Genomic DNA, 26,522 nt, shown 5'->3' on the forward strand with positions numbered 1-26,522 from the left:
CCCCCCCCCCCCCCCCCCCCCCCCCCCCCCCCCCCCCCCCCCCCCCCCCCCCCCCCCCCCCCCCCCCCCCCCCCCCCCCCCCCCCCCCCCACGCCGGTAGTCCGCCGGGCACCCGCCCAGGTGCCGGCAACCGAGTGAACGAGAGGGAGAGACTGTCGTGGCGCGCCACATCTACGCCTGCCCGATGCGGTGGTCCGACATGGACGCCTTCGGCCACGTGAACAACGTGGTCTTCATGCGCTACCTGGAGGAGGCCCGGATCGACTTCATGTTCACCCAGGCCGCCGAGGCCGGTGCGGGAGAGTTCGCGGGCGGCTCGGTGGTGGCCCGGCACGAGATCGACTACAAGGCGCCGCTGGTCCACCGGCCCGCGCCGGTGACCGTCGAGACCTGGGTGACCCGGATCGGCGGTGCCTCGGTGACCGTGGGATACGAGGTCAAGGACACCAACGAGGACGGCACCGAGCTGGTGTACGTACGGGCCTCCACCGTGGTGGTGCCCTATGACCTCGCGGCGGGCCGGCCGCGCCGGATCAGCGCGGTGGAACGGGAGTTCCTGAGCCGCTTCCTGGAGGACGAGGACGTGCCGGCCGCCGCCTGACCGGCCCGTCCGACCGCGTCCGGCAACGAACGAAGTGAGCGCACCGTGATCAGCATCGCCCGGCTCGTCCTCGCCGACCCCAGCGAGGCGGCCGATCTCAGCGCCTTCCTGGGCCGGTTGCTGCGCTTCGACCGGGCGGCGGCAGTGCGGCTGCAGGCGGTCCCGCGGTCGGTGTTCCGCGAGGCGGCGGCCCGGCGCGGCCCGGCGGCCGCGGCCGAGTCGGACGCGACCGTCGAGGAGTGGGCCGACGGCGTGCTCGCGGTCTTCGGCCGGCTGCCGCTCGGCAGCTCCGGCGTGATCGCGATCCGGACCGCCCGGCTGGCCGGGCTGGCCGAGGCCGCGGACGCGACCGTCTCCGCCGGCCAACTGCTGGAGGGGGTGGACGAGCGGAGCGGCGCCCTGGCACTGCCGGCCCCGGTCACCGGCCCGGCCTGGACCGGCCTGCTGCCGCCGCGCACCGGCTGGCAGCCGCTCGGAACCCCGGACGTCGGCCTGGTGATGCCCCAAGTCTTCGGCGCGGTGGAGGAGTTCAAGGAGCGCACGGCGGCGGTCCCGGAACATCACCGGACCAGGGTGGTGCTGGACGGGATCGCCGACGAGATCTGGTCGCGCTCGCTCACCGCCGCTCCCGAGCTGCCACTGCGCGCGGCCCACGCGGCCTACCGGATCGGCTTCCTGCACCCCGGCGCGCCGCTCTCGGCGCACCGCGCGGGCAGTTGGCTGCGGCTGACCGCGCCGCACGGGTCGGTCGCGGTGCGCAGTGCCGCCGCACCGGGCGCGGGCCTCGGACTGACCCCGCTGGCCTGACCGACTCCATGCGCCCGGTCAGCCGTGTGGCCGGTCGTCCGGGCGGACGGCGATGCGGTCGGCCGGGCGGCGGCTGCCGGTGGTCGGCACGCCCGGAACTGCGCCGGTGAGCCGGTCGACCAGGCGCGGCGGGGCCGGCGGGTCCTGCGGGCGCGGGTGGCCCCGGCGGGCCGGTCCGGGGCGAGCCGCATGAACAGCGGGTCGTCCCGGCAGACCGCGAGCCCAACCGGAGGGGCGCGCCGCCGGTCCCGCCCGCCGGGGCGACGAGCCTGGCGCTATGCGGAGTTGACCATCGACGCGGCGGCGTAGCTGAGGTAGTCCCAGAGCTGCCGCTCGGCCTCCGTTGCGAGGCCCAGCTCGTCCACCGCCACCCGCATGTGCCGCAGCCAGGCATCGTGCGCGGCCCGGTCGACGGTGAAGGGCACGTGCCGCATCCGCAGCCGAGGGTGGCCGCGCCGCTCGCTGTAGGTCCGCGGGCCACCCCAGTACTGCATCAGGAAGAGCGCGAGCCGCTCCTCGGCCGGCCCGAGGTCCTCCTCCGGGTACATCGGCCGCAGCAGCTCGTCCTCGGCCACGCCCTGGTAGAAGCGGTGCACCAGGCGGCGGAAGGTTGGCTCGCCGCCGACCGCGTCGAAGAAGGTCTCCTCGGGAAGCTCGGTACGCCGGGTCTCAGTCACCCGACCATGGTCGCAGACCGCGGCCGGAGCCGGAACGGGGGCAGTCTCCTGACCGGACCGTCCCGGCTTCCGGACCTCAGACCTCGTCCCAGCGGAACAGCTTCCAGGCGATCGCGGTCAGCACGGCCGCGAAGGCCAGCAGCCCGCCCATCGCCGGCAGCGCGTCCATCACCCCGCCGCCCCTGGTCAGCACGGACTGCGCCGAGGTGACCAGGTAGCGCAGCGGGAAGACGTGCGAGACGGTCTGCAGCCAGTGCGGCGCGCTGTCCAGCGGGATGAACGACCCGGAGAGGAAGGACATCGGCAGCACGACCACCTGGTTGATCCCGTTCGCCGCCTCCTCGGTCTTCGCGATCGACCCGGTCACCAGGCCGATCGACATGAAGGCGATGGTGGCGCAGACCACCAACGGGATCACCAGCCACCAGTTCCCGGTCAGCTTCAGCCCGAAGAACGGCGTGGTGGCGACCACCAGGAAGAGCCCGGTCTGGGCCAGCGCGACCAGCACGCTGACGGTGACCCGGGCGGCGACCACCGCCCCGATGCTCACCGGCGCCAGTCGCAGCCGCCGCAGCACCCGCTTCTTGCGCCAGTTCACCAGCGTGAACGAGGCGCCGAAGACCGCGCCGGTGGCGATCGCCCAGCCCAGCAGGCCGGGCGTGACGTACTGGATCGGCTTGAGCGACTTGTCCTCGACCTGGTCGCTGGTCAGCGTGTAGGCCGCCGGCCGGCCGCTGGCCGCCTGGTTGGCGGTCTGCACCACCGAGTTCAGCACGCCCTGCACGCTGCCCGCCTTGACCTGGTCGGAGGCGCTGTAGTGGAGCACCGGCTGGCCGTCCGGGCCGTCCTCGATCAGCGCGTCGTAGGTGCCCTTGCGCACCTGCTCCAGGCCGGCGGCCTCGTCGGGGACCCGGGTGATGGTGACCACCTGGGTCACCGCGGCCCGCTCCCCGGCGGGCATCGAGTCCAGCACGGTCACCGGCCCGTACTGGGCGATCTTGACGTGCGGGCTGCTGCTGCCCTTGAACAGGGCGCCGAAGAGCACCAGGAAGAGCAACGGCATCAGCAGCACGAAGAAGACCGTGGTGCGGTCGCGCAGGAAGGCCTTGCCCATCACCCGGGAGAGGCTGGCGTAGCTGCTGGCGCGGTCCTGCTCGGGAGCGCTCATGCCCGGTACTCCCGTCCGGTCAGGTGGAGGAAGACGTCCTCCAGGGTGGCGCCGCGCACCTCGAGCCCGCGCAGTGCGCCGCGCTCGGCCAGGGCGGACAGCACGGGCGCGGGGGCCCGGGTGGAGAGCGAGAGGGTGACGCCGTTGTCCTCCAGCGCGGTGATCTCGGCGCCCGCGGCGGTGAACAGCTGGCCGGCCTCCTCGGCGCCGAGCAGGCCGGACTCCACGCTGATCCGCACGGTGTCGTCCAGCTCGCGGACCAGCGCGGCCGGTGCGCCGGTGCGCAGCACCCGACCGTGGTCCATCACCGAGACCCGGTCGCAGAGGATCTCCGCCTCGTCCAGGTAGTGGGTGGTGAGGACGACCGTGCGGCCCTCGGCGTTGATGTCCCGCAGCAGGTCCCAGAGGTTGCGCCGGGCCTGCGGGTCGAGGCCGGTGGTCGGCTCGTCGAGGAAGACCAGCTCCGGGTCGTGCACCAGCGCGCAGGCGATCGAGAGCCGCTGGGCCTGGCCGCCGGACATCCTGTCGGTGAGCACCGCGGCGGAGTCGGTCAGCCCGACCCGCTCCAGCATCGCGTCGGCCCGCCTGGCGCCCACGCCGTAGAAGGAGGCGAAGGTGCGGATGGTCTCCCGCGCGGTCAGCTTGTCGAAGAAGGCGGAGGCCTGGAACTGCACGCCGATCCGCGGCAGCAGCTTCGGGTTGCGGGGCCAGGGCGCCAGCCCCAGCAGCTCGACGCGGCCCTCGTCGGGCTCGCGGATCCCCTCCAGGATCTCCAAGGTGGTGGTCTTTCCGGCGCCGTTGGGCCCGAGCAGACCGTAGAACTCGCCAGACTCGACGGTGATCGACACCCCGTCGACGGCCTGGACATCCCCGTACCGCTTCCGGATCCCGTCCGCGGCTATTGCAGTTGTCATGGGTCCCGACCCTAGGGGCCGGGACCCATGACTGACGAGCCCCGCAGTGCGGGATCAGGGTCGGATCAGGGTCAGGCCCGGTGCAGGGTGATCGTGGTCCAGGCGCCGATGTGGATCCGGTCGCCGTCGTTCAGCGGGATCGCGGTGTGCGGGTTGACCGGGTCGGCGCCGCCGTTCATCGTGGTGCCGTTGGTCGAGTCCTGGTCCACCAGCACCCAGCTGCCGTCCGGTTGCTCGGCCAGCAGCGCGTGCTGGTGCGAGGCGCCCGGGTCCTCCGGCGGGACCGACAGGTCGATCTCCGGCACGGTCCCGCGGTGCTGGCTGCGCCGGCCGATCCGCAGCTGGCCGCGGCCGGTCAGCGGAATCCGCCGCTCCGGGCAGTACGGCGGGAAGAAGAGGCCCGAGGCCTCCGGACCGCTGCGCGCCATCATGTCGGTGAAGTAGTCCCGGTCGGCGCTGACCACGGCCACCCAGCTGGTGCGGGCCGCCGGCGGCTCGGGCGGGGCCAGCCGGAAGGACGTGCCGAACGGGTCGGGCGCGCTGCCCTGCGGGGGCTGCGGCTGGCCGGGCGGCGGTCCGGGCACGGGCGGCGGCGGTGGGTAGCCACCGGGGGCCGGCGGCGCGGCGGGGTAGCCCGGGGCGGGCGGCTGCGGGTAGCCGTAGCCCCCGCCCGGCTGCTGGGCCGGCGGCTGGGGCATCTGGGCGGGCGGCTGCGGGTAGCCGTAACCGCCGCCCGGCTGTCCGGCACCGGTCAGCTCGTAGTCGTAGCCGCACTCCTCGCAGTACCGGCCGGTCTGCGGGGTCCGGCAGATCGGGCAGGTGACCAGCCCTTCGGTGGCGCCGGGCAGCGGGGACCCGGGCATCGGGTGGCCGGGCATCCCGTGCGGCGGCATCGGCGGCGGGGGAGGGGGCGGCGGCGCCCCGTACGGGCCGCCGGCGGGCGCGCCGGCCGGGGCCTGGCCGCCCGCGGCGTTCATCGGGAAGCCGCAGAAGTCGCACCAGTCCTCGGACTGCGACTCGTGGCCCCTAGGGCAGAACGGCATCAAGTCCCCCACATCTCAGGTCCGGCCCAAGCAGAAACCAGGTCACGGCAGTCACTTCTTCACACGCACGGTCTTGGTCGAGCGGGTCTCCAGGGTCATGGAGTCGGCCTCGCTCACATCCTTACGGAACCGAACCGTACCCTCCTTCGGATCCACCACATCCACCACCTTCTGCAGAAGCCGGAAGGTGCCCTCGTTCCCGGTCTGGTGAGCCAGCCGGACGGCGGCACCCAACTTGGCGGTCGCCAGGTCGAGGTCGCCGGCCCGGTGCGCCTCCAGCCCGACCTGGATCGACTCGGCCAGCTCGGCCTGGCCGGTGTAGTGGGCGACCTGCGGGCTGATCCGGGTGGAGGAGGCCAGGTCGTCGGTCCAGACCGCCTTGACCAGACCCTGGGCGAGCACCTCGGCGGTGCCGCCGGGCTGCGGCAGCACCAGGCTGATCCGGGCGGCCAGCATCTCGTTGCCCACCGCGGCCGAGGGGACCTCGACGCAGACGTGGTAGTCACGGCTCTCGTCACCCCAGGAGCCGGTCGGGTAGTCGCCGGCCCGCGGCCCGGCCTCGGAGCGGCGCCCGGTGAGGTCCTCGAGGTCGGGGGCGACCTGCTTGACGAACTTCACCACCGCGTTGGCCGGGGTCCAGACCCGCAGCGCCACGTCGGCGACCTGCTTTCCCATGGCGGCGGCCATCATGCCCCGGAAGTCGTCGGCCAGGCCGGACGGCTCGGCGACGATGTCCACCGTGCCGAGCAGCGCGGAGGAGATCCGGCGCAGCTCGGGCAGCTCCCAGTCGGTGCCGACGCCGCGGCAGTCGGTGGTGAAGTGGCCGGTGACCCGGTCCAGCACCCGCTGCAGGTCCTCCGGCCTCTCGTGCTCGTTGCGGCCGTCGGTGAGCAGGATGCCGTGCCGGATGGCGATCCCGCGCCGGGTCAGGAAGAGCTTGTCGGCGAGCGCGAGCCAGGTTCCGATGGCGGTGCCGCCACCCGCCTTGAGCTTGCGCAGCGACTGCTTGGCGGCCTCCCGGGTGGCGGCGTCGGCCACCGCGAGGACGCCGCCGCCCGGGTAGACCTCGGTGGCCTCGTGGGTACCGGCGACCACGGCGAAGGCGACGCCGTCGCGGATGGTGTCGATGGCGACCGCGGTGGCGTCCCGGGCGTTGCGCATCTTGGTCGCCGGGTAGTCCATCGAGCCCGAGCAGTCGACCATCAGCACGACCGCCGAGTCGGGGCCCGGCCCGGCGGCCACCGCGTCCACGGTGTCCAGCGGACGGCCGCCGGTGGTGCCGCCGCCGGTCGCGGTGACGGTGACGATCGCGTTGACCTCGCGAGCGCCTTCGGCGAGGAACTCGTTCTGGAAGATGTCCGCGGTGAACCTGGGCAGGTTCGACTTCGCCAGACTGGCCATGGCCCAAAACTCCTGATCGGTGAAGGTGGCTTGCGTTCCGACGAGACGTCAGTTCCGCGGCTCGGCGCGGACCGCGGCCGGCTGCGGCGGTGCGGGCGGGAGCGGCGGTGCCGGCGGCACGGGCGGCACGGCCGCCCGGGGGCGCACCACCGGCAGGTCCAGCACGGTGTCCGGGTGGTCCTCGGCGGTGGCCGGCCGCACCGGCAGCACGGTCACCGTGATGTTGTCGTGCCCGCCGGCCGCCACCGCGAAGTCGACCAGCGCCCGGGCCGCCCGCAGCGGGTCCGCCGCGGCGTCCCGGCGGACCAGGTCGGCCAGGTCGGTGGCGGCCTCGGCGTAGTTCCACAGGCCGTCGGTGCAGACCAGCAGCACGCCGGGGACGTGCGGGGTGAAGGCCAGCGTGTGCGGCTCGACCACCTCGGCGTCCGCGCCGAGCCAGCCGGTGATGGCGTGCGCCCGGGCGTCCGCGTAGGCCTCGGCCTCGGCCATCAGCCCGGCCGCGACCATCCCGGCGGCCCAGGAGTCGTCCTCGGTCAGCCGGTACGGTTCGGCGCCCTCGCGGTCGTCCGGGATCCAGTAGGCCCGGCTGTCGCCGACCCAGCCGACGGTCACCGCGCCGCTCGCCGCGACCGCGCTGACGCAGGTGCAGGCAGGTGAGTTCTGGCCGGGCCCGGGACCGCCGTCGTCCGCCAGCGCGGCCACCGCGTCGGCGCCGGCCAGGATCGCCCGGCGCATCGCCGGCTCGGCCGCGGCGCCGTGCTCCAGTGCGGTCAGCAGGTTCTCGCAGACGGTGTCAGCGGCGACCTGGGAGGCCTCGTCCGGTCGGGTCGCCGAGGAGACGCCGTCGCAGACCACCGTCACCACGGCGGGCGCGCCGCCGGGCAGCGCGGTGGCCGCGACGGTGAAGGCGTCCTCGTTGCGGTGATGGCGCAGGCCGCGGTCGCTCACCCCGGCGACGCCGGTCAGCGAGCGCTCCTGGTGGTCGCGCGGGCGCGGCCGGGCGCCCCCGCACTGCTCGCAGTAGCCCTCGACGGAGAACTGGTGGGAGCCGCAGTGCAGGCAGGCACCGGGTGCCCGCGGCACGCTGGCGGGTGCGGGGGCGGGCGGTCCGGCCGTCAGGTTCGCCCCACAGGCGCCGCAGAAGGCGTCCCCGGGGTCGAGCGGCTCCGCGCAGTTGGGGCACACGGTCTGTTGCGGCATCAGCTCACACCCACGTCCTGGGACGGGCCCGGTTCGCCCGTTCCACCATCTCGATCCGGTCCTCCGGCCGCTCGGCCAGCCGGGCCAGCACCCGGAACGAACGCTCCAGGGCGAACCGCAGCTCCCGCTCCCGCGCGGGGTGGCCGAGCACGCTCAGCCGGGTCGCCCCGGGGGCCTCGCCGGACCGGCCGCCCAGCACCCAGCCGAGCGCGGTGTCCAGCAGCTCCACCGACAGCTCCTCGCGCCGCCGGTCGTCCAGGGCGAGCGCGGTCAGCTGCGCGGAGCCGGTGGTGAGGTCCTCGGCCAGCGCCTCCCGCGGCAGTCGGGCCCGCAGTCGGGCGCGCAGCGCGGCGATCCGGGCGGCGGTGTAGTGGCTGGAGGTCTCCGGCACGGACTCCAGGGCGCGCAGCGCGCCCGGCCGGTCGTCCGCCGCCAGACGGACCCGGGCCAGCCCGAACGCGGCGCCGACGTAGGTGTGGTCGGTGCTCCAGACCAGCCGGTAGAACTCGGCGGCGTCCTCGCCGTGACCGAGCAGCTCGGCGCAGACGCCCAGCGCCAGCTTGGGCGCGGCCTCGCCGGGGAACGCGTCGTACACCGCGTCGAAGGCCTCGGCGGCGGCCCGCGTCCGGGCGGTGGCCTGGTCCGGGCCGGCGCCGCTCGCGCCGGCCAGCTGGAGCAGCCCGCGGTACCAGACCACCCGCCAGTCGTCCGGGTGGTCGGCCTCCAGCGCGGTCAGCGCCCGCTCGGCCGCCTCCTGGTCGGCCAGCTCGATCCGGGCCCGCAGCTCGCGCAGCCGGCGCTCGACCGAGTCGGCCGGGGCGCCGCGCAGGGCGGCGATCACGTCCTCGGGCCGGACGGCCATCAGGGTGGCCAGGAAGCCCGCGTTGAGGTCGTTCGGGTCCACCCGGGGGGCCGGCAGGGCGAGTGCGGCGGCGGCCGGGTCGATCCGGCGGACCTGCGGCAGGCCGGGCTCGGGGCCGGGTCCGCCGGCGACCAACTCGGTCTCCACCACCCGTAGTTCGGGTCCGAAGAGGGTGGAGAGCGCGGGCCGCGGCCGGCCGTCCTGGAGGGCCAGGATCTCCCGCAGCACGCCGGTCAGCTGGTCGGCCATCTCCTCGGCCGAGCCGAACCGGCGGCTCGGGTCGGGGTCGGTGGCGCGTACCAGCAGCCGGTAGAAGGACTCGTACTGCGCGAAGACCGGGATCTGCTCGGGGCCGGGCAGCTCGTCCACCCACTGGGTGCTGTAGCCCTGGAAGTCGAAGGTGAGCACCGCGAGGGTGCGGGCCACCGTGTAGAGGTCGGAGGCGGGGGAGGGGCCGTCGGTCGCGATCTCCGGGGCCTGGTAGCCGACCGTGCCGTAGATCGGGCCGTCGTCGTCGAAGCGGCGGACCGCGCCCATGTCGATGATCTTGAGCGAGTCTCCGCTCTGGATCACGTTGTCGATTTTGAAGTCGCAGTAGACCAGGCCCCGGCTGTGCAGGTAGCCCAGGGCCGGCAGGGCCTCCAGCGCGTACGCGATGGCCTGCTCGACCGGCAGCGGCTCGCGCCGGCCGTCCGGGGTACGGCGCTCGTTGGCGATGTCCTTGAGCGACTTGCCGCCGACGTACTCCATCACGATGTAGCCGTCGGTCGAGCCGGACGCCAGGTCCGGGTGTTCGACGAAGTTGATGATGCGGACGATGTTCGGGTGGTCCACCTCGGCCAGGAACCGGCGCTCGGCGATGGCCACCGCCAGGGCGTCCTCGTCGCCGGTGTCCAGCAGGCCCTTGAGCACCACCCAGCGGTCCGAGACCCGGCGGTCCACAGCCAGGTAGATCCAGCCCAGCCCGCCGTGCGCCAGGCAGCCGAGCACCTCGTACTGGCCGCCGACCAGGTCGCCCCGGCGCAGCTTCGGGGTGAACGAGTAGGCGCTCCCACACTGGGTGCAGAAGCCGTCCGGACGGCCCGGACGACCGTTCTTCTCCCGGCCGACCGGCGCGTCGCACTTGCTGCAGAACCGCTTGCGCTCGGGGACCTCGGGGTTCTCCAGCACCGCGCCGGCCGGGTCCGCCGTCGGCACCGGCGGGACGGTCACCAGGCCCGCGCCGAGCCGGCCGCGCGAGGTGCTGCCGATCGTGCCCTTGCTGCTGCGCACCGAGACCGAGCCGCGGGTGCCGGTCCGGGTCGAGCGGTGCGAGCGGGAGCGGCCGGACATCGAACGGGCCGAGCCGGTGCGCGTGGAACGGGCCGAGTCGGAGTCGCTCCGGGGCGCGGGCACGGCCGTACCCGTCGTCGCGCCGGCGACAGCGGCCAGCCCGCACTCGTCGCAGTAGCCGTCCGCGTCGATCCGCCCGAAGCAGCCGGCCCGGGTGCACGGCTCGCCCGCCGCGGGCGGCACGGCCACGGCGACGGCGACCGGGCCGGTCCCGCCGCCGGCCGACCGGCCCGCCGCGGCCAGCCCGCACTCGTCGCAGTAGCCGTCCGCGTCGATCACGCCGCTGCCGGAGCACTCCGGCCGCACGCACGCCTCGCCCATCACACCGTCTCCCCCTGGCCGTTCGGCCGGCCGTCGTTCGGTTGCCCGCCGCGCGGCCCGCCGGCCGGGCGCAGCGCCTGCTGGAATCGGGTCACCGCGGCTGCGGCCGCGCGCAGGTCGCACGGCGCGCTCCAGAGCAGCCAGCGGGCCTTCTCGTAACGCTCGATCACTTCCAGGTCCTCGGCCAGCCCGTAGCGCGCCGCCATCGCCTTGTAGGCGTCCAGCCGGCCGCGCAGCTCGGCGCGGACGGCCAGCGGTTGGGTCACCTCGCCGAGCGACTGCCGGGCCCGGGCCAGCTCGGCGGCAGCCTCCTCCTCCAGCGCGTCCAGCAGCGGCGCCAGCCGGAGCCAGTGCCCGCCCTGGCGCAACTCGGCCGCCAGCCGGACGTGTTCGCGCAGCGAGGAGAGCGGACCCGGCACCGCCGGGACCTCGGTCGCAGCGATCTTGGCCAGCACCTCGCCGCGCGCCCGGCGGGCCTCGGCCAGCGTGGCGTCCGCGCGCTGCAGCAGGTCGGCGACCTGGTGCAGCCGCTCGTCCGCCTCGTCGCGCAGCCGCAGCAGTTGCTCCAGCTCCACCCGGATGCCGTCCAACGCCCGCCCGGCGTGGTCGAATCGCGTGGTGTCCACCGTGCCGGTGGCCGCCGGGGAGAGCAACTCCCCTTCGTCCCCGGCCGGTTGGGTGGACCGCCAGAGCGCCAGCGGGTCGCTCAGCACCTCGGCCCGCAGCGCCGTCAACTCGCTCTCCAGGCCGGCCAGATCATCGGCCAGCGGGTGGGCACCGGGTTGCACCCCGACCGAGCCGGCCAGCGTCCGGACCCGGCGCAACTCCGCCAGCAGCAGGTCGATCCGGGCCGGCAGTGCCGACCAGACCGCGTCCGCCGCGCTCACCACGTCGAGCACGGTGGCGTACCAGGCGTTCATCCGCTCCATCAGCTGGGCCAGGCTGACCTGTTCCACCAGCCGGGCCGGACCGCCGAGCCGGCCCACCGCGTCGGGCAGCTGGCCACCCGAAACGGTGACCGCCGGACCGCGCAGCAGCTCGCTGAGCTCGGCCAGTTCGGGCGAGCTGGGCCGGGCCCGGCGCGAGCGCACCGCGCGGGCCGAGGCGAGCGCCTCGGAGTAGCGGTCGAAGAGCGTCCAGAGCGCGGTCAGGCCCTGGGCGGCGAGCGACCAGCGCTCCGCGGTGCCGCCGGTGAGCGTCGCGCCCTCCAGCAACCGTCGCCCGGGGTGGTCCTGCAGGGCGAGCAGGGCCGCCTCGACGGCCTCCCGCTCGGCGCCCAGCCGGGCCAGCTCGCGGTCCACCTCCTCCCGGCTCAGCACCGGGCCGGCGGATCCGGTCAACGCCACGCTCTTCCCCCTCCTTCTGCTGCTGTTCGGTTCCTCGGTCTACGGCAGGTGGTTGGCGGCGCCGTACGGTTCGGGGTGCAGCGGGGGGCCGATCACCTGGATTGCCGGGGCCTGGGCGCAGTCGCCGCCCGGGAGCCGGTCGCAGGTGATCGTCATCGTACGCGGGATCGGCGCGACCCCACCGTCCTTAATGCGTTCCATACGTACCCCCGCCGCTCCCCCAGGGGCCGCCCGACGATCGGGTGGCGGCCCGTTGCCAGCAGTATGGCCACTCGGTCGGACGGCCACACGCGACCTGTGTCGGACCCGGGCCGGCCGCCCGCACCGGTCCGCCGGCCCGTACCAACCCGGGGCCCAAGACGCGAGGGGCACCCTATGCGGTTCTCCCGCGCGCCGCGCCGCCCGGGTGCCCCGCCGCCGGTGATCGTCCCACGGTCGGCCATGATGGCTGAGGACCCGCCGCACCCGGGTGGAGCATGGAGCGCGAAGAATGCAGATGTCAGACCTGGCCGCCACCGGCTACCACGGACCGCCGCCCTGGCAGTGGTCCGACCTGGCCGCCTCCTGGACGGCCGAGCCGGTCGTCCTGACCCTCTCGGCGCTGCTCGCCGTCGGCTACCTGCTCGGCGTGCGCCGGCTGGCCCGGGCCGGGACGCGCTGGCAGCCGACCCGGACCGTCTCCTTCCTCGGTGGGCTGTTGCTCTGGGTGTGGCTCACCTGCTCCGGGGTCGGGGTCTACGAGCGGATCCTCTTCACCGACCGGGCGATCCAGGTCATCCTGCTGCTCATGCTGGTGCCGCTGCTGCTCGCGCTCGGCGCACCGGTCTCGCTGCTGGTGGAGACCTCGCCGCCGGCCCGCCGGGAGCGGATCCTGCGGGCGCTGCGCAGCCGCCCGTCCAAGCTGCTGATGTTCCCCGCGGTCTCCACCGCGCTGCTGATGGCGCCACCCTGGCTGCTCTTCTTCACCCCCTGGTACGAGAAGTCGCTGAGCAGCGGGGCCTGGAACATCGGGCTGCACGTGTCCCTGGTGCTGCTGGGCCTGGCCTACTTCTGGCCGCGGCTGCAGATCGACCCGGTCGGCCACGAGTACCCGCACCTGGTCGGGCTCTTCATCGTCTTCGCCGAGGTGATCTTCGACGCGGGCCTGGGCCTCGTGCTGATCTACGGCGGGAACATCGTCGCGGACCACTACTACACGGTCCTCGCCCGCCCGTGGGGTCCGAGCCTGGCGCAGGACCAGGTCTGGGGCGGTACCTGCCTGTGGGTGCTCGGCGACCTGGTCGGGCTGCCCTTCCTGGTGGCGCTGGTGCGCCGCATGATCGTGGAGGGCCGGGAGGAGAACGCCGCGGTGGACGCCGCGCTGGACGCCCAGTACGAGGCGGCGGTCGCGGCCGCTTCGGCCGCCTCCTCGGTTCCGGCCGCCGTCCCGGACGAGCAGAGCATGCGCCCGTGGTGGCTCGACGACCCCAACCTGCGCCATCGCTACGGTGCCGGGGACTGACGGAACGTCCGGCCGGGCCCTGACTACCATGGCGGCATGCAGCTGATCGGTACCATCGCGCCCGACCGTCCGCTTCTCGTGCTGGCCGTCGCCGAGGAGGCCGCCCACCTCGGCGACCGGCTCCCGGTGCTGCTCACCGGCATGGGCAAGGTCAACGCCGCCGCCTCACTGGCCGCCGTGCTGGCCCAGGGCCCGCGGCCGTCCGAGGTGGTCAACCTGGGCACCGCCGGCGCGCTGCGGCCCGGCCTCGAGGGGCGCACCCACCAGATCGCCCGGGTGTTCCAGCACGACCTGGACAGCGCCGTGCTGCACCTGCTGACCGGCCGGGACACCGGCCTCCCGCTCGACCTGGCCGCCGACGGCCCGACCCTGGCCACCGGCGACCTCTTCGTCTCCGACCCGGCCGCGCGCGAGCGGCTCGCCCAGAGCGCCGACCTGGTGGACATGGAGGGCTACGCGCTGGCCGCGGTCGCCCGGCGGGCCGGGGTGCCGGTCCGGCTGGTCAAGCACGTCAGCGACGAGGCGGGCGAGGGCGCGGCGCGGGCCTGGCGCGACTCGGTGGACCACTGCGGCAAGCTGCTCGCGGCCTGGGTCGCCGAGGAGCTCCTCGGTTAGACCGTCCGCCATCCGCTGGACCGCCCGCCATCCGCCGGTCGGTCTCAGTCCGCCACCACCCGGCGCAGGGCGGCCGGGGTGAGGTCGGCCCGGTTCGGGTAGCCGTCCACCGCCATCAGCAGGTCGGCCTCGGCGAGCAGGCCGCGCAGCACGTGCACCACGCCGTCGGTCCCGCCGAGCGCCAGCCCGTACACGTACGGGCGGCCCACGGCGACGGCGGTGGCGCCGAGGGCGAGCGCGGTGACCACGTCCGAGCCGGAGCGGACGCCGGAGTCGAAGAACACCGGCAGCCCGCCGGCCGCCCCGACCACCCCGGGCAGGGCGTCCAGTGCCGGCAGGCCGCCGTTGGCCTGCCGCCCGCCGTGGTTGGAGCAGTAGAAGCCGTCGACCCCGCCGTCCCTGGCCCGGCGGACGTCCTCCGGGTGGCAGACCCCCTTGAGGATCAGCGGCAGGTCGGTGAGCGAGCGCAGCCAGGCCAGGTCGGCCCAGCCCAGCGGGTTGCCGAAGAGCCCGGCCCAGAGTGCGGCGGCGACCTGCGGGTCCTCCTCCGGCGGCTTCGGCAGGCGGGCCCGGAAGACCGGGTCGGAGGTGTAGTTCGCCAGGCAGTTGCCGCGCAGCTGGGGAAAGTTGGCGGTGCTCAGGTCGCGCGGTCGCCACCCGATGGTCCAGGCGTCCAGGGTGACCACGATGGCCCGGAACCCGGCGGCCTCGGCCCGCCGCACCAGACTGGCGGCCAGCTCGCGGTCGTTCGGGGCGTAGAGCTGGAAGAAGCCGGGGGTGTCGCCGAACGCCTCGGCCACCTGCTCCAGCGGGTCCGTGGAGAGGGTGGAGGCCACCATCGGCACCCCGGTCCGGGCGGCGGCGCGGGCGGTGGCCAGGTCGCCGTGCCCGTCCTCGGTACAGATCCCGAGCACCCCGACCGGCGCCATCAGGAGGGGTGAGGGCAGCCGCAGTCCGAACAGTTCGACCGACAGATCGCGGTGGGCCGCCCCCGCCAGTATGCGCGGCACCAGCCCCCACCGCTCGAACGCCCGCACGTTGGCCCGCTGGGTCCGCTCGTCCCCGGCCCCACCGGCCACGTACGACCACACGCCCGGTGGCAGCACCGCCTCGGCCGCGCCCGCCAGCCCGGCGAAGGTCATCGGGTAGGGCGGGGTGATGTCGTCGAGGCCGTTGAGGTAGATCTCGTACTGGTAGTCACCGAAGTTCGGCTGTGGCTGTGTCATGTCCGGCAGCGTCCCGCTCGGGTCCGGCCGGCACAAGAGCGCGTGCCGCTGCCGGATCACTGGCCCCTCATGAACCACTGGTCGCCCGTAAATCACTGGCTGCCCACGTCCACGCGGGCCAGACTCACCCGGGTGGCGATCTACCGACAAGTCCGCGCGCTCCACACCGAGCACACCGTTACCGTCTACCAGGCCTACAACCCGGAGATCGGCGACCACGCGGCGGCGCACGGGCGGTTCCCGGACAGCTGGAGCCGCTCCCGGATGACCTGGATCAAGCCCAGCTTCCTCTGGATGATGTACCGGAGCGGCTGGGGCACCAAGCCGGGCCAGGAGCGGGTGCTCGCCCTGGAGATCAGTCGGGAGGGCTTCGATCGCGCGCTGACCGAGGCCTGCCTCAGCCACTACGACCGCGACGTCCACTCGGTCCGTGCGGCCTGGGCGGCCCGGCTGCGCGCCGCTGAGGTCCGCGTCCAGTGGGATCCGGAACGCGATCTCGAGATGAATCAACTCCCCTATCGTTCACTACAGTTGGGCCTCAGGGGCCGCGCCGCCCGCGAATACGCCGACCGGTGGCTGCGGTCCGTCCGCGACGTCACCCCGCAGGCGCACGCGATCCGTGCGCTGGTACGCGCCGGCGATCGCGACGCCGCGACCGCCCTGCTGCCCCCGGCCACCCCGTACCCGGTTCCGGTGGCGGCGCTGGCCACCCTGGGCGCGACGGCGCGGTAGCGCCTCCGGGCGCCTTCACACTGCCGAGATCGTCAGTTCACAGTCGGGCCGTACCGTTGGGGTTGGCCGCGACGACTGCGCGGGAGTCCGCGAACCGCCGTCGCCCACCGTCGAGTTGACCACCTGACCGGGGCGAGCCGAGCAGCTGGAGGGACAGGCATGTGGGTACGACACCGCCTGTGTCCCGGCGCGCCTTCGGGCTGCTGAACGGCGCGCGCGTCACCCCGCGGTGACCCCGGCACGTCGTGCCACGCGCGCCTCCCCGAACGGCACCGGCCCATCCGGTCCCGGTAGCCGTCCTCCCGCACCACGTCGCCGGATCCGGCGACGCGTCCGCGTGCCGTTCATCTGGCGAAGACACCCATCTCAGCTCCGGGCTGCGGGAAGAAGGATCGACATGCGCGAGAAGACCTGGGCCGCGCGGACGGTGGCCGCGGCGGTGACGGTGGCGATCGCCGGCCTGCTGCCGGTGACGAACGCCGCGGCGTCGACGTCGGTGCCGGCACCGGCACCGGCATCGGCATCGACGTCGGCATCGGCATCGACGTCGGTATCGACGTCGGTATCGGCCTCGGGCAGCCTGCCGCTGCCACCGGTGACCGTGTTGACCGACAAGGCCGGAACCGGCGGCGGTGACCTCTTCCTCGCGCCGTCCTCCAGTACGAGCAGCTACGCCAGCGGCGTGGAGATCCTCAGCCCGGACGGCGGGAAGGTCGTCTGGTCGCACGCCGTGCCGGCGGGCCAGGAGGCCGCCGACTTCCGGAAGCAGACCTACGAGGGGAAGCCGGTACTGACCTGGTGGCAGGGCACCGGGCTCGGCGGGCTGTCCGAGGGCGTCGACTCCCGAGGTGTCGGACGGCTCGTGGTCGAGGGTGGCTGGCACGGCGCCGCTCCGGCGGTTCGGCGAGACTGGCTTCGTCAGCCCCGAGATCGGCGGCCGCGCTGCCGATGACGAGAGAGACGAGTCCGTACGTGTCGACCGCGCCCGTGATCCGCAGCGATGTCCCCGGCTCCTTTGCGTGGGGGGTCTTCCACGAGCGGCATCCGAAGCTCGTTCAGCAGGTGCTCGACGCGCTGCCGTACGGGCCGGGCGAGCGGGCGGCGGTCGGGCGGCTGCTGGTCGAGAGCACCACGGGGGTGTTGGAGCCGTTGGGGGAGGACGCCCACGACCACGCCCGGTGGGTGGAGTGGGGGCGCGGGCTCTGGGGGTTGCCGTGGGGCGAGGCGCCGTTCCTGTGGGCCGAGAGCTACTTCTACCGGCGGCTGCTCGACGCGACGGGGTACTTCCGGCCGGGGGCCTGGCAGGGGATCGACCCGTTCGGACCGTTCAAGGGCGCGGAGCTGGCCGGTGCGGCCGTGGACGACGAGCTCGCCGCGCTCGGCGGGCTCCGGGACCTTCCGGAGGCGGGCCGGCGGGAGGCGTTGCTGTCGTCGGCGCTGTGGGGGAACCGCGCCGACCTCGGTTTCCAGATCACCGCGGGGGCGGAGGCGGGGACGCCTTCGAGGGTGATCGTCGATGACGGTCCGGTGCTGTGGGCCGGGCTGGAAGGGGCGAGGGGCGGGCGGGTCTGCCTGGTCGCGGACAACGCCGGTCGGGAGCTGCTGCCGGACCTGGTGCTGATCGACCACCTCCTGGTGAGCGGGCTGGCGGCCGAGGTCACGCTCCAGGTGAAGCCGCAGCCGTACTACGTCTCCGACGCCACGATGGCGGACGTCCTCGCGACGGTGGAGCGCCTTCGCCGCGCACCCGGGCCGGAGGCCGCGGCGATCGGCCACCGGTTGTGGCGGGCGATGAACGACGCCGTGCTCGTGGTCCGCGCGCACCCGTTCTTCTGCGCGCCACTGCCGTTCCACGACCTGCCCGCCGACCTCCGGGCGGAGTTCACCGGCGCGGCGCTGACGATCCTCAAGGGTGACCTCAACTACCGCCGCCTGGTGGGCGATCGGCGGTGGCCGCCGACCACGCCGTTCGCCGGCGCGGCGGGCCACTTCCCGTCACCCGTGGCCGCCCTGCGGACGCTCAAGTCGGACGTGATCGTCGGCGTCGGCGCGGCCGCGGTCGCCGAGCTCGACGGGACGGGGGAGCCCTGGCGAACCACCGGCCGGTACGCCGTCGTCCAGGTCCACCTCGGACGGTAGTCGGGCCCGGAACCCCAGCCCGAGCCACCGGCGCCGCCGGGTCGCCGCATCCGTGGCCGGGACGTCGCTCGCCGGTATCGACTCCGCGGCCTTCCCGGGGACCCGATCGGCCGTCGTCGCCCCTGTCGGCGTTGTCCGCGCGATCCCGGCGGTGCGCACCGCGTGGTCCGGGCGGCGGGAGCACGGCGCTCTGGCAAGGCCTGCCCGCGTCGCACGGGTTCGGGTCCGGTCAGCTCTGGACGACCGGCTCGGCGGTGCTCGCCGGGTAGGCCGCGCGGAGCCGGCCCTGGGCTTCGGGGCCACCGCCCAGGGCCGCCTGCGCCAGGTGGTCGAGGCCCAGGAGGGCGGCGCCCAGTACCGGGGGAGCGGTGATGACGCGGGGCTGGGCGAGCGGGGCGAGGGCGGTCAGGCGGGTGGTGAGGTTGTCCAACAGGAGGGGGTGGCGGGCGGCCAGGATGCCGCCGCCCAGAACCAGGGGGATGGGGGTGGAGAGGGCGTCCAGGCGGGTGAGGGCGACTCGGACCAGGCGGGTGATCTCGTCGGCCTGGCGGTCGATGAGGTGAAGGGCGGTCGGGTCGCCGGCCTCCGCGCACGTGAAGAGGAGCGGGACGATCTCGTGCAGGCGGGTGGCGGGGAGCTGGGAGAGGTGGACGGCCTCCGCGACGGCGCCCGCGGTGGGGAGTCCGAAGTGACGGGCGATCGCCGGAGCGAGCGCGGTCGGCTCGCCCCGGCCGTCCTCGGCGCGGGTGGCGTGCCACATGGCCGCGGTCGCCAGGCTGCCGCCGCCGCCCCAGTCGCCGGTCAGCGGGCCGAGGGCGGGGAACCGGGCGGTGCGGCCGTCCAGGAGCAGGCCGGCGCAGTTGATGCCGGCACCGCAGACCACGGCCACCCCGTGAGGGGCGTCGGTGCCGGCCCGGAGCAGCCCGAAGGTGTCGTTGACGACGGTGACGGTGCGCGCCCAGCCCCGGTCCGCGAGGGCCCGCTCCAACCGCCGTTCCTCCACCGGGAGGTCGGCGTTGGCCAGGCAGGCGCTGAGGTGCTCGGCGACCGGGCCGCCGGGGGTGCCACGCCCGGAGACCGCCGCGACCAGCGGGGCGAGGGCGGCCACGGCGGCCTCCGGTCCGTCCAGGTGCGGGGTGAAGCCGCCGCCCCGGGCGGTGCCGAGCAGCGTGCCGTCGGCGCCGACCAGTGCGACGTCGGTCTTGCTGTTGCCGGCGTCGATGGCCAGTACTCCGGGCGGTTGTGGCATCGAAGGTCCCCCTAGGCCCACGGCAGGTGCGCGCGGTTGTGGGCGAGCAGCCGGTCGGTCAGTCGGTCGGCGAGGTCGAGCTGGCCGATCAGTGGGTGGGCGAGCAGGGCGTCGAAGACCCGGTCCCGGCCGCCCTCGAGCGCGGCCTCCAGGGCGAGTTGCTCGTACGCGGTGACGGCGGCGATCAGCCCGGCGAAGAGCGGTTCGACCGGACGCTGCGGCAGCGGCCGCACGCCGTCGGCGTCCACCTCCGCGGGCACCTCGATCACCGCGTCGTCGGGCAGGAAGGGCAGCGTGCCGTCGTTGCGGGTGTTGACCACCTGGGAGCCCGAGAGGCCGGTGCCGAGCAGGGCGGCGATCAGCTGTACGGCTGCCTCCGAGTAGAAGGCGCCACCGCGCCGGGCGAGCAGCCCGGGCTTGGTGTCCAGCGTCGGATCCGCGTACAGCGAGAGCAACTCCCCTTCGATGGAGGCGACTTCGGATGCCCGTGAGCCGGTGGCGCGCAGTTCCTCGACCACCACGTCGTGTTGGTAGAAGTATCGCAGGTAGTAGGAGGGCACCACGCCGAGCCGCCGGATCACCGGCAGCGGCAGGTGCAGGTCCTCGGCGATCCGCGGTCCGAAGCGGGACAGCAACTCCGGTAGGACCTCACGGCCCGAGCCGCTGGACGGGGAGTCCAGCAGCGTCACCCCGCGCTCCCAGGTCAGGTGGTTGAGCCCGACGTGGTCCAGCCGCACCCGTTCCGGCGCGACCCCCAGGTGCGCGGCGAACTTGCGCTGGAACCCGATCGCGACATTGCACAGCCCGACCGCCCGGTGCCCGGCGGTCTGCAGCGCCCGGGTGACGATCCCCACCGGGTTGGTGAAGTCGACGATCCAGGCCGCGGGGTTGGCCCGGCGCACCCGTTCGGCGATGTCGAGCACCACCGGTACGGTTCGCAGCGCCTTCGCCAACCCGCCTGCCCCGGTGGTCTCCTGGCCCACGCAGCCGCACTCCAACGGCCACGTCTCGTCCTCGGCCCGGGCGGCCTGCCCGCCGACTCGCAGTTGCAGCAGCACCGCGTCGGCACCGGCCACTCCGGCGTCCAGGTCGCCGGTCGTGCTGACGGTGCCCGGGTGGCCCTGCCGGGCGAAGATCCGCCGGGCCAACCCCCCGACCAGGTCCAGCCGTTCGGTCGCCGGGTCGATCAGCACCAGCTCGGCGACCGGCAGGCTGTCCCGCAACCGGGCGAAGCCGTCCACGAGTTCGGGAGTGTAGGTGGAACCGCCGCCCACGACGGCGAGTTTGAGGGACATCAGCCCTTGACCCCTGTCAGTGTCACACCTTCGATGAAGGCCCTCTGCGCGAAGAAGAACAGCACGATGACCGGTGCCATGACGAGCAGGGTGGCCGCCATGGTGAGGTTCCAGTTGGTGTGGTGGGCGCTCTTGAACGACTCCAGCCCGTACGAGAGGGTCCAGGCGCCCGGGTTCTCGCTGGAGTAGATCTGCGGCCCGAAGTAGTCGTTCCAGCAGTAGAAGAACTGGAACAGCGCCACCGCCGCGACGGCCGGCCGGGCCATCGGCAGGATCACCCGCAGGAGGGTCCGCAACTCCCCGCAGCCGTCGATCCGGGCCGCCTCCACGTACTCGCGGGGGATGGTGAGCAGGAACTGCCGCAGCAGGAAGATCGAGAAGGCGTCCCCGAAGGCCATCGGGATGATCAGCGGCCAGAGCGTGCCGGTGAGGTGCAGCTGCTTGGCCCAGAACAGGTACATCGGGACGACGGTCACCTGCGGTGGCAGCATCATCATCGAGACCACCGCCATCAGGGCGAGGTTGCGGCCGCGGAACCGGAACCGGGCCAGCGCGTAGGCCACCGGCACGCTCGAGACGACGGTCAGCAGCGTGCCGGCGCCCGCGTAGACCAGGGTGTTGCGCCACCAGGTGAGGAACCCGGGCGTCTGCCACACCTTGACGTAGTTGTCCCACTGCCAGTGCTGCGGCCAGTAGTCGGTGGTGAGTGCCTGGCGGTCCGTCATCACCGAGGTGAGGAAGACGAAGACGAACGGGAGCAGGAAGGACAGTGCGGCGGCCACGGCGGTCGCGTGCACCGCCGTCCAGTGCAGTACGGCCCGGCGGCGGGCGGCCCGGGCCGCCGTCGTGCGGGGCGTGTGCGGAACGGCCGGACGCAGCGGCGTGGTGAGGGCGTTGGTCATGGTGGCGGTCCTAGTCCTCGGCCGAGATGAAGCCGGACCTGCGGCGCAGCAGCAGGCAGGTGAAGGCCATCGAGATGGCGAACAGGATCAGCGCGACCACGCAGGCCGAGCCGGTGTCGAAGCGCTGGAAGCCGAGGTTGTAGACCATCTGCGGCAGGGTCCAGGTGGAGCCCTGCGGATAGCCGGGTTCGAACTGCTCCCCGGAGCCGCCGATCACGCCGCTGGCGACCTGCCCGGCCACGATCGCCTGGGTGTAGTACTGCATGGTCTGGATCACCCCGGTGACCACCGCGAACATCACGATCGGCGAGATGTTCGGACAGGTGACGTAGCGGAACCGCTGCCAGGGCCCGGCGCCGTCCAGCTCCGCCGCCTCGTACTGCTCCCGGGGCACGTCGAGCAGCGCGGCCAGGAAGATCACCATCAGGTCGCCGATGCCCCACAGTGCGAGCAGGCTGAGCGCGGGCTTCGACCAGTTCGGGTCGTTGAACCAGCCGGGCTGCGGCAGGCCGAGCGAGCCGAGCAGATGGTCGACCGGCCCGGTGCCGGGGTTGAGCAGGAACGCGAAGGCGATCGTGGCGGCCACCGGCGGGGCCAGATAGGGCAGGTAGAAGGCGGTCCGGAAGAAGCCAGCGCCGGTCCTGACCTTGGTGATCAGCATGCCGACGCCGAGTCCGAAGACCACCCGCAGCGAGACCATCACCACGACCAGCCAGAGCGTGTTGCGCAGGCCCTGCCAGAAGAACGGGTAGTCGCTGAGCACGTAGTGCCAGTTCTTCAGCCCGGTGAAGACCGGTGCGGTGAACCCGTCGTACTTCATGAAGCTGAAGTAGACCGTGGAGACCAGCGGGTAGGCGAAGAAGACGGCGAAGCCGATCAGCCAGGGGGAGAGGAAGGCCAGCGTACGGGCCGCCTCCCGGCGGCGCCGGCGGCGCAGCGCCGCGGGCTGGGGGGAGTTCAGCAGGGCCATCGGTGGCTCACTTCGCCTGGTCCACGGCGGTGTCGATCTCCTCGGCGGTGGCCGCGAGGCCGGCCGCCAGGTCGCTCTGCCTGCCGCTCTCGAAGTCGTAGCCGAGGTTCTGCAGGCTCACCTGGTACGCACCGCCGTTGATGCTGGCCGGGGTGGTGCTGGAGTACGGGTTCCTGGCGATGTCCAGGAAGGTCTTGAAGTGGGGATCGGCGTCCAGCTGCGGCGAGTTGAGCGCCGCTATGGTGCTCGGCACGTTGTGGATGGCGTTGGCGAAGCTGACCACCGCGTTGGTGTCGGTGGTCAGGTACTTCACCAACTCCCAGGCGGCGGCCTGCTTCCGGCTGCTGCGGGCGATCCCGATGATGGTGCCGGTCTGGTAGCCGCGACCGTAGGTGTCGGCGAGTGCGTCCGGCACCGGGAACGGCGCGGTGGCCCAGTCGATCGAGGCCTTGTCCTCGGCGATCGACTCGGTCCGCCACTCGCCGTCCAGGGCCATCGCCACCTGCCCGGTCTCGAACGGGTTCTTCGCGCTGAACTCGTCGCCGAAGGTGGTCCGGAACCTCTCCAGCTTGTCGTAGCCGCCGAGCTGGCCGATCAGGTTCTTCTGCCAGGTCATCATGGCGGCGACCGACGGGTCGGTGGCGATGTTGGACTTGCCGTCCGGGCCGAAGTACGTGGCGCCCCACTGGGCCAGGTAGTGCGCGGGGGCGGTCTCGTAACCGTGGTAGTCGGGCATGAAGCCGAGCTGCTGGTAGCCGTCGCCCTTGGCGATGGTCAGCTTGACCGCGTCGGTGTCGAACTCGCCGAGCGTCCTCGGCGGTCGGGTGATGCCGGCGGCGGCGAACTCGGTCTTGTTGTAGTAGAGCCCGTAGGCGTCGCCGAGCAGCGGCAGTGAGCACTGGTCGCCCCGGAACTGGCTGTACTTGAGCATCGGCGCGGGGAAGGTGGTGGCCGGGTCGATGCCGTCCTTCCGGAGGAACGGGGTGAGGTCGGTCCAGACCCCGGAGGCGCAGAACTTGCCCACGTTGTCGGTGGTGAAGGAGGAGACCACGTCCGGGGCGTCCGGCCCGCCGGCCCGCAGCGCCTGCTCGCTCTTGTCGTCGGAGACGTTGGCGACCACCTTGACGTGGATGTTCGGGTGCAGCTTCTCGAAGTTCGCGATGTTGGCGTTGATCGCGCCGTTCTCGTCGGGCTGGCTCCAGCCGTGCCAGAACGTGATGGTGACGTCCTTGCCGTCGGCCGAGCCGGCGCTGCCGGTGGAGTCGGTGCCGGTGCAGCCGGCGGCCAGCAGGACGACGGCGGTGCTCAGGCTGAGCGCGGCGGCCAGCCGGCGCGGGCGGGTGGGGGTGGGGGCGGGGATGCGGTTGCTGGGCACGGATGTCCTCCTGGGGGTGCCGGGGCAGGCGTCATCGCCCGTCGGCCCCGGGCGGGGGAAGGGGGGAGAGCTGTGCGGGAAACCGAGGAGCGGGGCTAGGCGGTGGTGAAGGCCGTCTCCCGGGCGGCGGTCAGGGCGCGCTGCAGGGCGCCGTGCAGGACGGGGGAGCCCGGCACGGTGCTGCTGCGTAGCGCCGGACGGGGCACGGCCAGGCCGGTCAGCTCCTCCTGGACGAGCTCGCGCAGCCGTTCGCCGCCGGCGGTGGGGATGCCGCCGCAGAGCACCACCAGCTCGGGGTCGATCACCGCGACGATCGCCGCCAGGCCGGTGGCCAGCCGGTTGGCCAGCACGGCCAGGAACTCGTCCCCGGCGCCGGGGGTGGCCAGCGCCCTGGTGATCGCGGCCTCGGCCGTCGGGCCGGCGATCCGGTGCGTCCGGGCCAGCGCGAGCACCGCGGCGGCGCCGGCCAGCTGCTGGAACCCGCCGGAGTTCTCCCGGCGGACGTTGCGGACCACCGGAGCGCCCGGCACCGGCATGTAGCCGACCTCGCCGGCGCCGCCGGTGAAGCCCCGGTGCAGCCGGCCGGCGATCACGATCGCGGCGCCGATCCCCTCCTCGGCCCAGAGCAGCACGAAGTCCTGGCAGCCGCGCGCCGAGCCGAGCACCTGCTCGGCGACGGCGGCCAGGTTGACGTCGTTCTCCAGCGAGACCGGTGCGCCGAGTGCCTCGCGCAGCTCGTCGAGCAGGTGCGGGGAGTGCCAGCCGGGCAGGTGGGCGGCGTAGCGCAGCTTGCCGGTGGCCGGGTCGAGCGCCCCCGGCGTGCCGATCGCGATCTCCCGCAGGCTGCCCGGGGCGAGCCCGGCCAGCCGGACCGTCTCGGCGAGCCCGTCCGCGACCCGGGCCACCGTGCCGGCGGCCTGCCGGCCCGGGGTGGGGAGGGTGTGCTCGGCCAGCGTGCGCCCGGTGATGTCGGCCACCGCGAACCGGATCCGGTCCCGGGTGACGTCCAGCCCCGCCACGTACCCGGCGGCCGGATTCACCTGGTACAGCTGCGCGTTGGGGCCCGGGCCGCCCGCCGTGGTGCCGACCGGGACGACCAGCCCGGCGGCCTCCAGCCGGGCCAGCAGCTGTGAGGCGGTCGGCTTGGAGAGCCCGGTCAGCGCGCCGATCCGGGTCCGGGAGAGCGGGCCGTGCGCCAGCAGCAGGTCGAGCGCGGCCCGGTCGTTGATGGCGCGCAGCCGGCTCGGCGTCCCGGGACGCGGCGCGGCGGACGGAGCGGTGGGGCGGGTGGTGTCGGTCACGAGCTGATCCTCCTCCGTCCGCGGTGGGGATCGTGCGGCAGGTCACGGCCCCGCTGGGCGGCCCGGCACGACGTGGATTGTTAGTAAAGTTTCCAATCGCTGAAGAGGACCGTAGGCCCGGCCCGGCGGGGTGTCAATGACCGGACGGCCGCCGATTCACCGGCCCTGGACACGCGGAGAGCCCCGCGGCCCCCGGGGAGGGGGTGCGGGGCTCTCCGCGCGCGGGGCCGCTCGGAGCGGGGTCAGAGCAGCTTCAGGTGCTCCTGCTCCTCGGGCGTGGGCAGCGGGATCGGCTTGGTGGCCAGCGAGCGGGCCGACGCGGGGTCGGAGAGCGCCGAGGGCGGCAGCGCGTCCGTCGGCGGAGCGGCCGGCGCGCTCGCCGCGGCCTCCTCCTTGAGCTTGATCCCGGCCTCGTCGAAGACGTACTTCAACCGCTGCCGCAGCCCGCGGGAGACCAGCGTGGCCTTCCCCGGCATGGTCTTGGCCTCGACCCGCAGCACCACGTTGTCCGCCGCCACCGACTCCACGCCCAGCACCCGCACCGGTTCCCAGAGCAACTCGTCCCAGGGCTGCTCCTTGGCCAGCTCCTCGGCGGCCTGGATGATCAGCGACTCCACCCGGCCCAGGTTCTCCCGGTAGCCGACCTGGACGTCCACGGTGGCGGTGGACCAGCCCTGGCTCATGTTGGCGATCCGCTTCACCTCGCCGTTGCGGATGTACCAGATCTCCCCGCCGGCCCCGCGCAGCTTGGTCACCCGCAGGCCGACCTCCAGCACGGTCCCGGTGGCCACCCCGGTGTCGATCTCGTCCCCGACGCCGTACTGGTCCTCCATGATCATGAAGACCCCGGAGAGGAAGTCGGTGACCAGGTTGCGGGCGCCGAAACCGATCGCCACGCCGGCCACCCCGGCGCTGGCCAGCAGCGGCGCCAGGTTGACCCCCAGCGCCGAGAGCACCATCAGCGCGGCGGTGCCCAGGATGGTGAAGGACGCCACGCTGCGCAGCACCGAGCCGATCGCCGCCGACCGTTGCTGGCGCCGCTCGGTGTTGACGAGCAGTCCACCCAGCCGGCTGCTCTCCGTGTCGGCCGGCGGCTCCTTGGTCATCCGGTGTATCAACTGGCTGATCAGCTTGCGCACCACCGCCCGCAGCACCAGGGCGAGCAGCACGATCAGCACGATCCGCAGGCCGCCCTCGACCCAGCTCTGCCAGTTGGCGTCCAGCCAGCCGGTGGCCTCCCGGGCGCTGGTGGTGACCTGCCCCGGGCTGGTCGGCAGCTGCGGCAGCGGCGCCGGGGTGGCGCCGGCGGCGAGGGGGAGGAGGGCCGGGGAACCGGGCCAGCTCACGGTGAAACCTTCCTGCAGAGGGCACGCGATGACGGCCCACCGGCGGACACACCGCGCGCGTGGACCGTGGCCTCAGCCTAGCGCCCGGCAGCGGGCGAACCCGCCGGCCGGGGGGGGGGGGGGGGGGGGGGGGGGGGGGGGGGGGGGGGGGGGGAGGGGGGGAGGGGGGGGGGGGGGGAGGGGGGGGGGGCGGGGGGGA

General features: G+C 73.9%; 24 protein-coding genes. 7 read left to right on the top strand and 17 right to left on the bottom strand.

Features of this window, described 5'->3' with window-relative positions; all coding sequences use genetic code 11:
* Positions 1-157: 157 nt before the first annotated feature.
* Together ACZ38L_RS00005 and ACZ38L_RS00010 are read left to right on the top strand one after the other, a co-directional pair.
* Positions 158-601, top strand: a complete 444-nt coding sequence (locus tag ACZ38L_RS00005; RefSeq protein WP_465687602.1) for an acyl-CoA thioesterase — start codon at positions 158-160, stop codon at positions 599-601.
* Positions 602-646: 45 nt separating this feature from the next.
* A complete protein-coding gene (locus tag ACZ38L_RS00010; protein ID WP_465687604.1) occupies positions 647-1,408 on the top strand; it encodes a DUF8185 domain-containing protein in 762 nt (253 codons plus the stop codon).
* 275 nt (positions 1,409-1,683) lie between these two features.
* Here ACZ38L_RS00010 and ACZ38L_RS00015 read toward each other — a convergent pair whose 3' ends face one another.
* From ACZ38L_RS00015 to ACZ38L_RS00050, 8 genes are all read right to left on the bottom strand, one after another.
* On the bottom strand, positions 1,684-2,085 hold the full coding sequence (locus ACZ38L_RS00015) for a globin (protein WP_465687606.1): 402 nt from the start codon (positions 2,083-2,085) through the stop codon (positions 1,684-1,686).
* Between the two features lie 76 nt (positions 2,086-2,161).
* On the bottom strand, positions 2,162-3,253 hold the full coding sequence (locus ACZ38L_RS00020; protein WP_465687608.1) for an ABC transporter permease: 1,092 nt from the start codon (positions 3,251-3,253) through the stop codon (positions 2,162-2,164).
* Positions 3,250-4,167, bottom strand: a complete 918-nt coding sequence (locus ACZ38L_RS00025; RefSeq protein ID WP_465687610.1) for an ABC transporter ATP-binding protein — start codon at positions 4,165-4,167, stop codon at positions 3,250-3,252. The genes ACZ38L_RS00020 and ACZ38L_RS00025 overlap by 4 nt, the downstream gene beginning before the upstream one ends.
* Positions 4,168-4,238: 71 nt before the next feature.
* Positions 4,239-5,210: an FHA domain-containing protein gene (locus ACZ38L_RS00030; RefSeq protein WP_465687612.1), complete on the bottom strand. Its 972-nt coding sequence runs from the start codon at positions 5,208-5,210 to the stop codon at positions 4,239-4,241.
* 51 nt (positions 5,211-5,261) lie between these two features.
* A complete protein-coding gene (locus ACZ38L_RS00035) occupies positions 5,262-6,611 on the bottom strand; it encodes a vWA domain-containing protein (RefSeq protein WP_465687614.1) in 1,350 nt (449 codons plus the stop codon).
* Positions 6,612-6,659: 48 nt separating this feature from the next.
* Entirely contained in the window at positions 6,660-7,811 is a 1,152-nt protein-coding gene (locus ACZ38L_RS00040; protein WP_465687616.1) for a PP2C family serine/threonine-protein phosphatase, read from the bottom strand.
* A 4-nt stretch (positions 7,812-7,815) separates the two neighbouring features.
* Positions 7,816-10,326, bottom strand: a complete 2,511-nt coding sequence (locus ACZ38L_RS00045; RefSeq protein WP_465687618.1) for a serine/threonine-protein kinase — start codon at positions 10,324-10,326, stop codon at positions 7,816-7,818.
* Positions 10,326-11,672 carry a hypothetical protein gene (locus ACZ38L_RS00050; RefSeq protein ID WP_465687620.1) on the bottom strand — a complete coding sequence of 449 codons (1,347 nt, stop codon included), beginning with the start codon at positions 11,670-11,672 and terminating at the stop codon, positions 10,326-10,328. The genes ACZ38L_RS00045 and ACZ38L_RS00050 overlap by 1 nt, the downstream gene beginning before the upstream one ends.
* Before the next feature lie 490 nt (positions 11,673-12,162).
* On the opposite strand from ACZ38L_RS00050, the gene ACZ38L_RS00055 reads away from it, so the two are divergent.
* Both ACZ38L_RS00055 and ACZ38L_RS00060 read left to right on the top strand, forming a co-directional pair.
* Positions 12,163-13,173 carry a cytochrome c oxidase assembly protein gene (locus ACZ38L_RS00055; RefSeq protein ID WP_465687622.1) on the top strand — a complete coding sequence of 337 codons (1,011 nt, stop codon included), beginning with the start codon at positions 12,163-12,165 and terminating at the stop codon, positions 13,171-13,173.
* Positions 13,174-13,209: 36 nt separating this feature from the next.
* Complete coding sequence (locus ACZ38L_RS00060) at positions 13,210-13,788, top strand: nucleosidase (RefSeq protein WP_465687624.1); 579 nt, start codon at positions 13,210-13,212, stop codon at positions 13,786-13,788.
* A gap of 44 nt (positions 13,789-13,832) precedes the next feature.
* Here the strand turns inward: ACZ38L_RS00060 and ACZ38L_RS00065 are convergent, their stop codons facing one another.
* Positions 13,833-15,014, bottom strand: a complete 1,182-nt coding sequence (locus ACZ38L_RS00065; protein ID WP_465687626.1) for an alpha-hydroxy-acid oxidizing protein — start codon at positions 15,012-15,014, stop codon at positions 13,833-13,835.
* Between the two features lie 132 nt (positions 15,015-15,146).
* Here ACZ38L_RS00065 and ACZ38L_RS00070 point away from each other — a divergent pair, with 132 nt between their 5' ends.
* Positions 15,147-15,746 carry a DUF4291 domain-containing protein gene (locus tag ACZ38L_RS00070; RefSeq protein WP_465687628.1) on the top strand — a complete coding sequence of 200 codons (600 nt, stop codon included), beginning with the start codon at positions 15,147-15,149 and terminating at the stop codon, positions 15,744-15,746.
* Between the two features lie 366 nt (positions 15,747-16,112).
* On the opposite strand, the gene ACZ38L_RS00075 is transcribed toward ACZ38L_RS00070, so the two are convergent.
* Positions 16,113-16,361 (bottom strand): hypothetical protein, encoded by a 249-nt coding sequence (locus ACZ38L_RS00075; RefSeq protein WP_465687630.1) that lies wholly within the window; start codon positions 16,359-16,361, stop codon positions 16,113-16,115.
* Between ACZ38L_RS00075 and ACZ38L_RS00080 the strand changes: the two genes are divergently transcribed.
* Positions 16,342-16,698 (top strand): hypothetical protein, encoded by a 357-nt coding sequence (locus tag ACZ38L_RS00080; RefSeq protein WP_465687632.1) that lies wholly within the window; start codon positions 16,342-16,344, stop codon positions 16,696-16,698. The two genes, ACZ38L_RS00075 and ACZ38L_RS00080, sit on opposite strands and share 20 nt — an antisense overlap.
* Before the next feature lie 20 nt (positions 16,699-16,718).
* Positions 16,719-17,885 carry a damage-control phosphatase ARMT1 family protein gene (locus tag ACZ38L_RS00085; protein ID WP_465687634.1) on the top strand — a complete coding sequence of 389 codons (1,167 nt, stop codon included), beginning with the start codon at positions 16,719-16,721 and terminating at the stop codon, positions 17,883-17,885.
* A gap of 229 nt (positions 17,886-18,114) precedes the next feature.
* Here the strand turns inward: ACZ38L_RS00085 and ACZ38L_RS00090 are convergent, their stop codons facing one another.
* The 7 genes from ACZ38L_RS00090 to ACZ38L_RS00120 form a co-directional block, all read right to left on the bottom strand.
* Positions 18,115-19,134, bottom strand: coding sequence for an N-acetylglucosamine kinase (locus ACZ38L_RS00090; RefSeq protein ID WP_465687636.1), 1,020 nt, complete (start codon positions 19,132-19,134; stop codon positions 18,115-18,117).
* A gap of 11 nt (positions 19,135-19,145) precedes the next feature.
* The gene (locus ACZ38L_RS00095) at positions 19,146-20,429 is read right to left on the bottom strand and encodes a 6-phospho-beta-glucosidase (protein ID WP_465687638.1); all 1,284 of its coding nucleotides are present in this window, start codon (positions 20,427-20,429) and stop codon (positions 19,146-19,148) included.
* Positions 20,429-21,331, bottom strand: a complete 903-nt coding sequence (locus ACZ38L_RS00100) for a carbohydrate ABC transporter permease (protein ID WP_465687640.1) — start codon at positions 21,329-21,331, stop codon at positions 20,429-20,431. Before ACZ38L_RS00100 ends, ACZ38L_RS00095 begins: the two co-directional genes overlap by 1 nt.
* A gap of 10 nt (positions 21,332-21,341) precedes the next feature.
* The gene (locus ACZ38L_RS00105) at positions 21,342-22,301 is read right to left on the bottom strand and encodes a carbohydrate ABC transporter permease (protein ID WP_465687642.1); all 960 of its coding nucleotides are present in this window, start codon (positions 22,299-22,301) and stop codon (positions 21,342-21,344) included.
* A gap of 7 nt (positions 22,302-22,308) precedes the next feature.
* Positions 22,309-23,676, bottom strand: coding sequence for an extracellular solute-binding protein (locus ACZ38L_RS00110; RefSeq protein WP_465687644.1), 1,368 nt, complete (start codon positions 23,674-23,676; stop codon positions 22,309-22,311).
* A gap of 95 nt (positions 23,677-23,771) precedes the next feature.
* Positions 23,772-24,977: an ROK family transcriptional regulator gene (locus ACZ38L_RS00115; RefSeq protein WP_465687646.1), complete on the bottom strand. Its 1,206-nt coding sequence runs from the start codon at positions 24,975-24,977 to the stop codon at positions 23,772-23,774.
* Positions 24,978-25,219: 242 nt separating this feature from the next.
* The gene (locus ACZ38L_RS00120) at positions 25,220-26,323 is read right to left on the bottom strand and encodes a mechanosensitive ion channel family protein (RefSeq protein WP_465687648.1); all 1,104 of its coding nucleotides are present in this window, start codon (positions 26,321-26,323) and stop codon (positions 25,220-25,222) included.
* Positions 26,324-26,522 lie beyond the last annotated feature (199 nt).

It is taken from the genome of Kitasatospora sp. NPDC024654 (assembly GCF_055559155.1).

Bases quoted from the DNA above. Each gene is read 5' to 3' on its own strand.
- ACZ38L_RS00095 (WP_465687638.1), bottom strand. From the start codon at position 20,429: ATGTCCCTCAAACTCGCCGTCGTGGGCGGCGGTTCCACCTACACTCCC.
- ACZ38L_RS00035 (WP_465687614.1), bottom strand. From the start codon at position 6,611: ATGGCCAGTCTGGCGAAGTCGAACCTGCCCAGGTTCACCGCGGACATC.
- ACZ38L_RS00045 (WP_465687618.1), bottom strand. From the start codon at position 10,326: ATGGGCGAGGCGTGCGTGCGGCCGGAGTGCTCCGGCAGCGGCGTGATC.
- ACZ38L_RS00055 (WP_465687622.1), top strand. From the start codon at position 12,163: ATGCAGATGTCAGACCTGGCCGCCACCGGCTACCACGGACCGCCGCCC.
- ACZ38L_RS00065 (WP_465687626.1), bottom strand. From the start codon at position 15,014: ATGACACAGCCACAGCCGAACTTCGGTGACTACCAGTACGAGATCTAC.
- ACZ38L_RS00100 (WP_465687640.1), bottom strand. From the start codon at position 21,331: ATGACCAACGCCCTCACCACGCCGCTGCGTCCGGCCGTTCCGCACACG.
- ACZ38L_RS00105 (WP_465687642.1), bottom strand. From the start codon at position 22,301: ATGGCCCTGCTGAACTCCCCCCAGCCCGCGGCGCTGCGCCGCCGGCGC.
- ACZ38L_RS00040 (WP_465687616.1), bottom strand. From the start codon at position 7,811: ATGCCGCAACAGACCGTGTGCCCCAACTGCGCGGAGCCGCTCGACCCC.
- ACZ38L_RS00030 (WP_465687612.1), bottom strand. From the start codon at position 5,210: ATGCCGTTCTGCCCTAGGGGCCACGAGTCGCAGTCCGAGGACTGGTGC.
- ACZ38L_RS00090 (WP_465687636.1), bottom strand. From the start codon at position 19,134: ATGCCACAACCGCCCGGAGTACTGGCCATCGACGCCGGCAACAGCAAG.
- ACZ38L_RS00025 (WP_465687610.1), bottom strand. From the start codon at position 4,167: ATGACAACTGCAATAGCCGCGGACGGGATCCGGAAGCGGTACGGGGAT.
- ACZ38L_RS00020 (WP_465687608.1), bottom strand. From the start codon at position 3,253: ATGAGCGCTCCCGAGCAGGACCGCGCCAGCAGCTACGCCAGCCTCTCC.
- ACZ38L_RS00060 (WP_465687624.1), top strand. From the start codon at position 13,210: ATGCAGCTGATCGGTACCATCGCGCCCGACCGTCCGCTTCTCGTGCTG.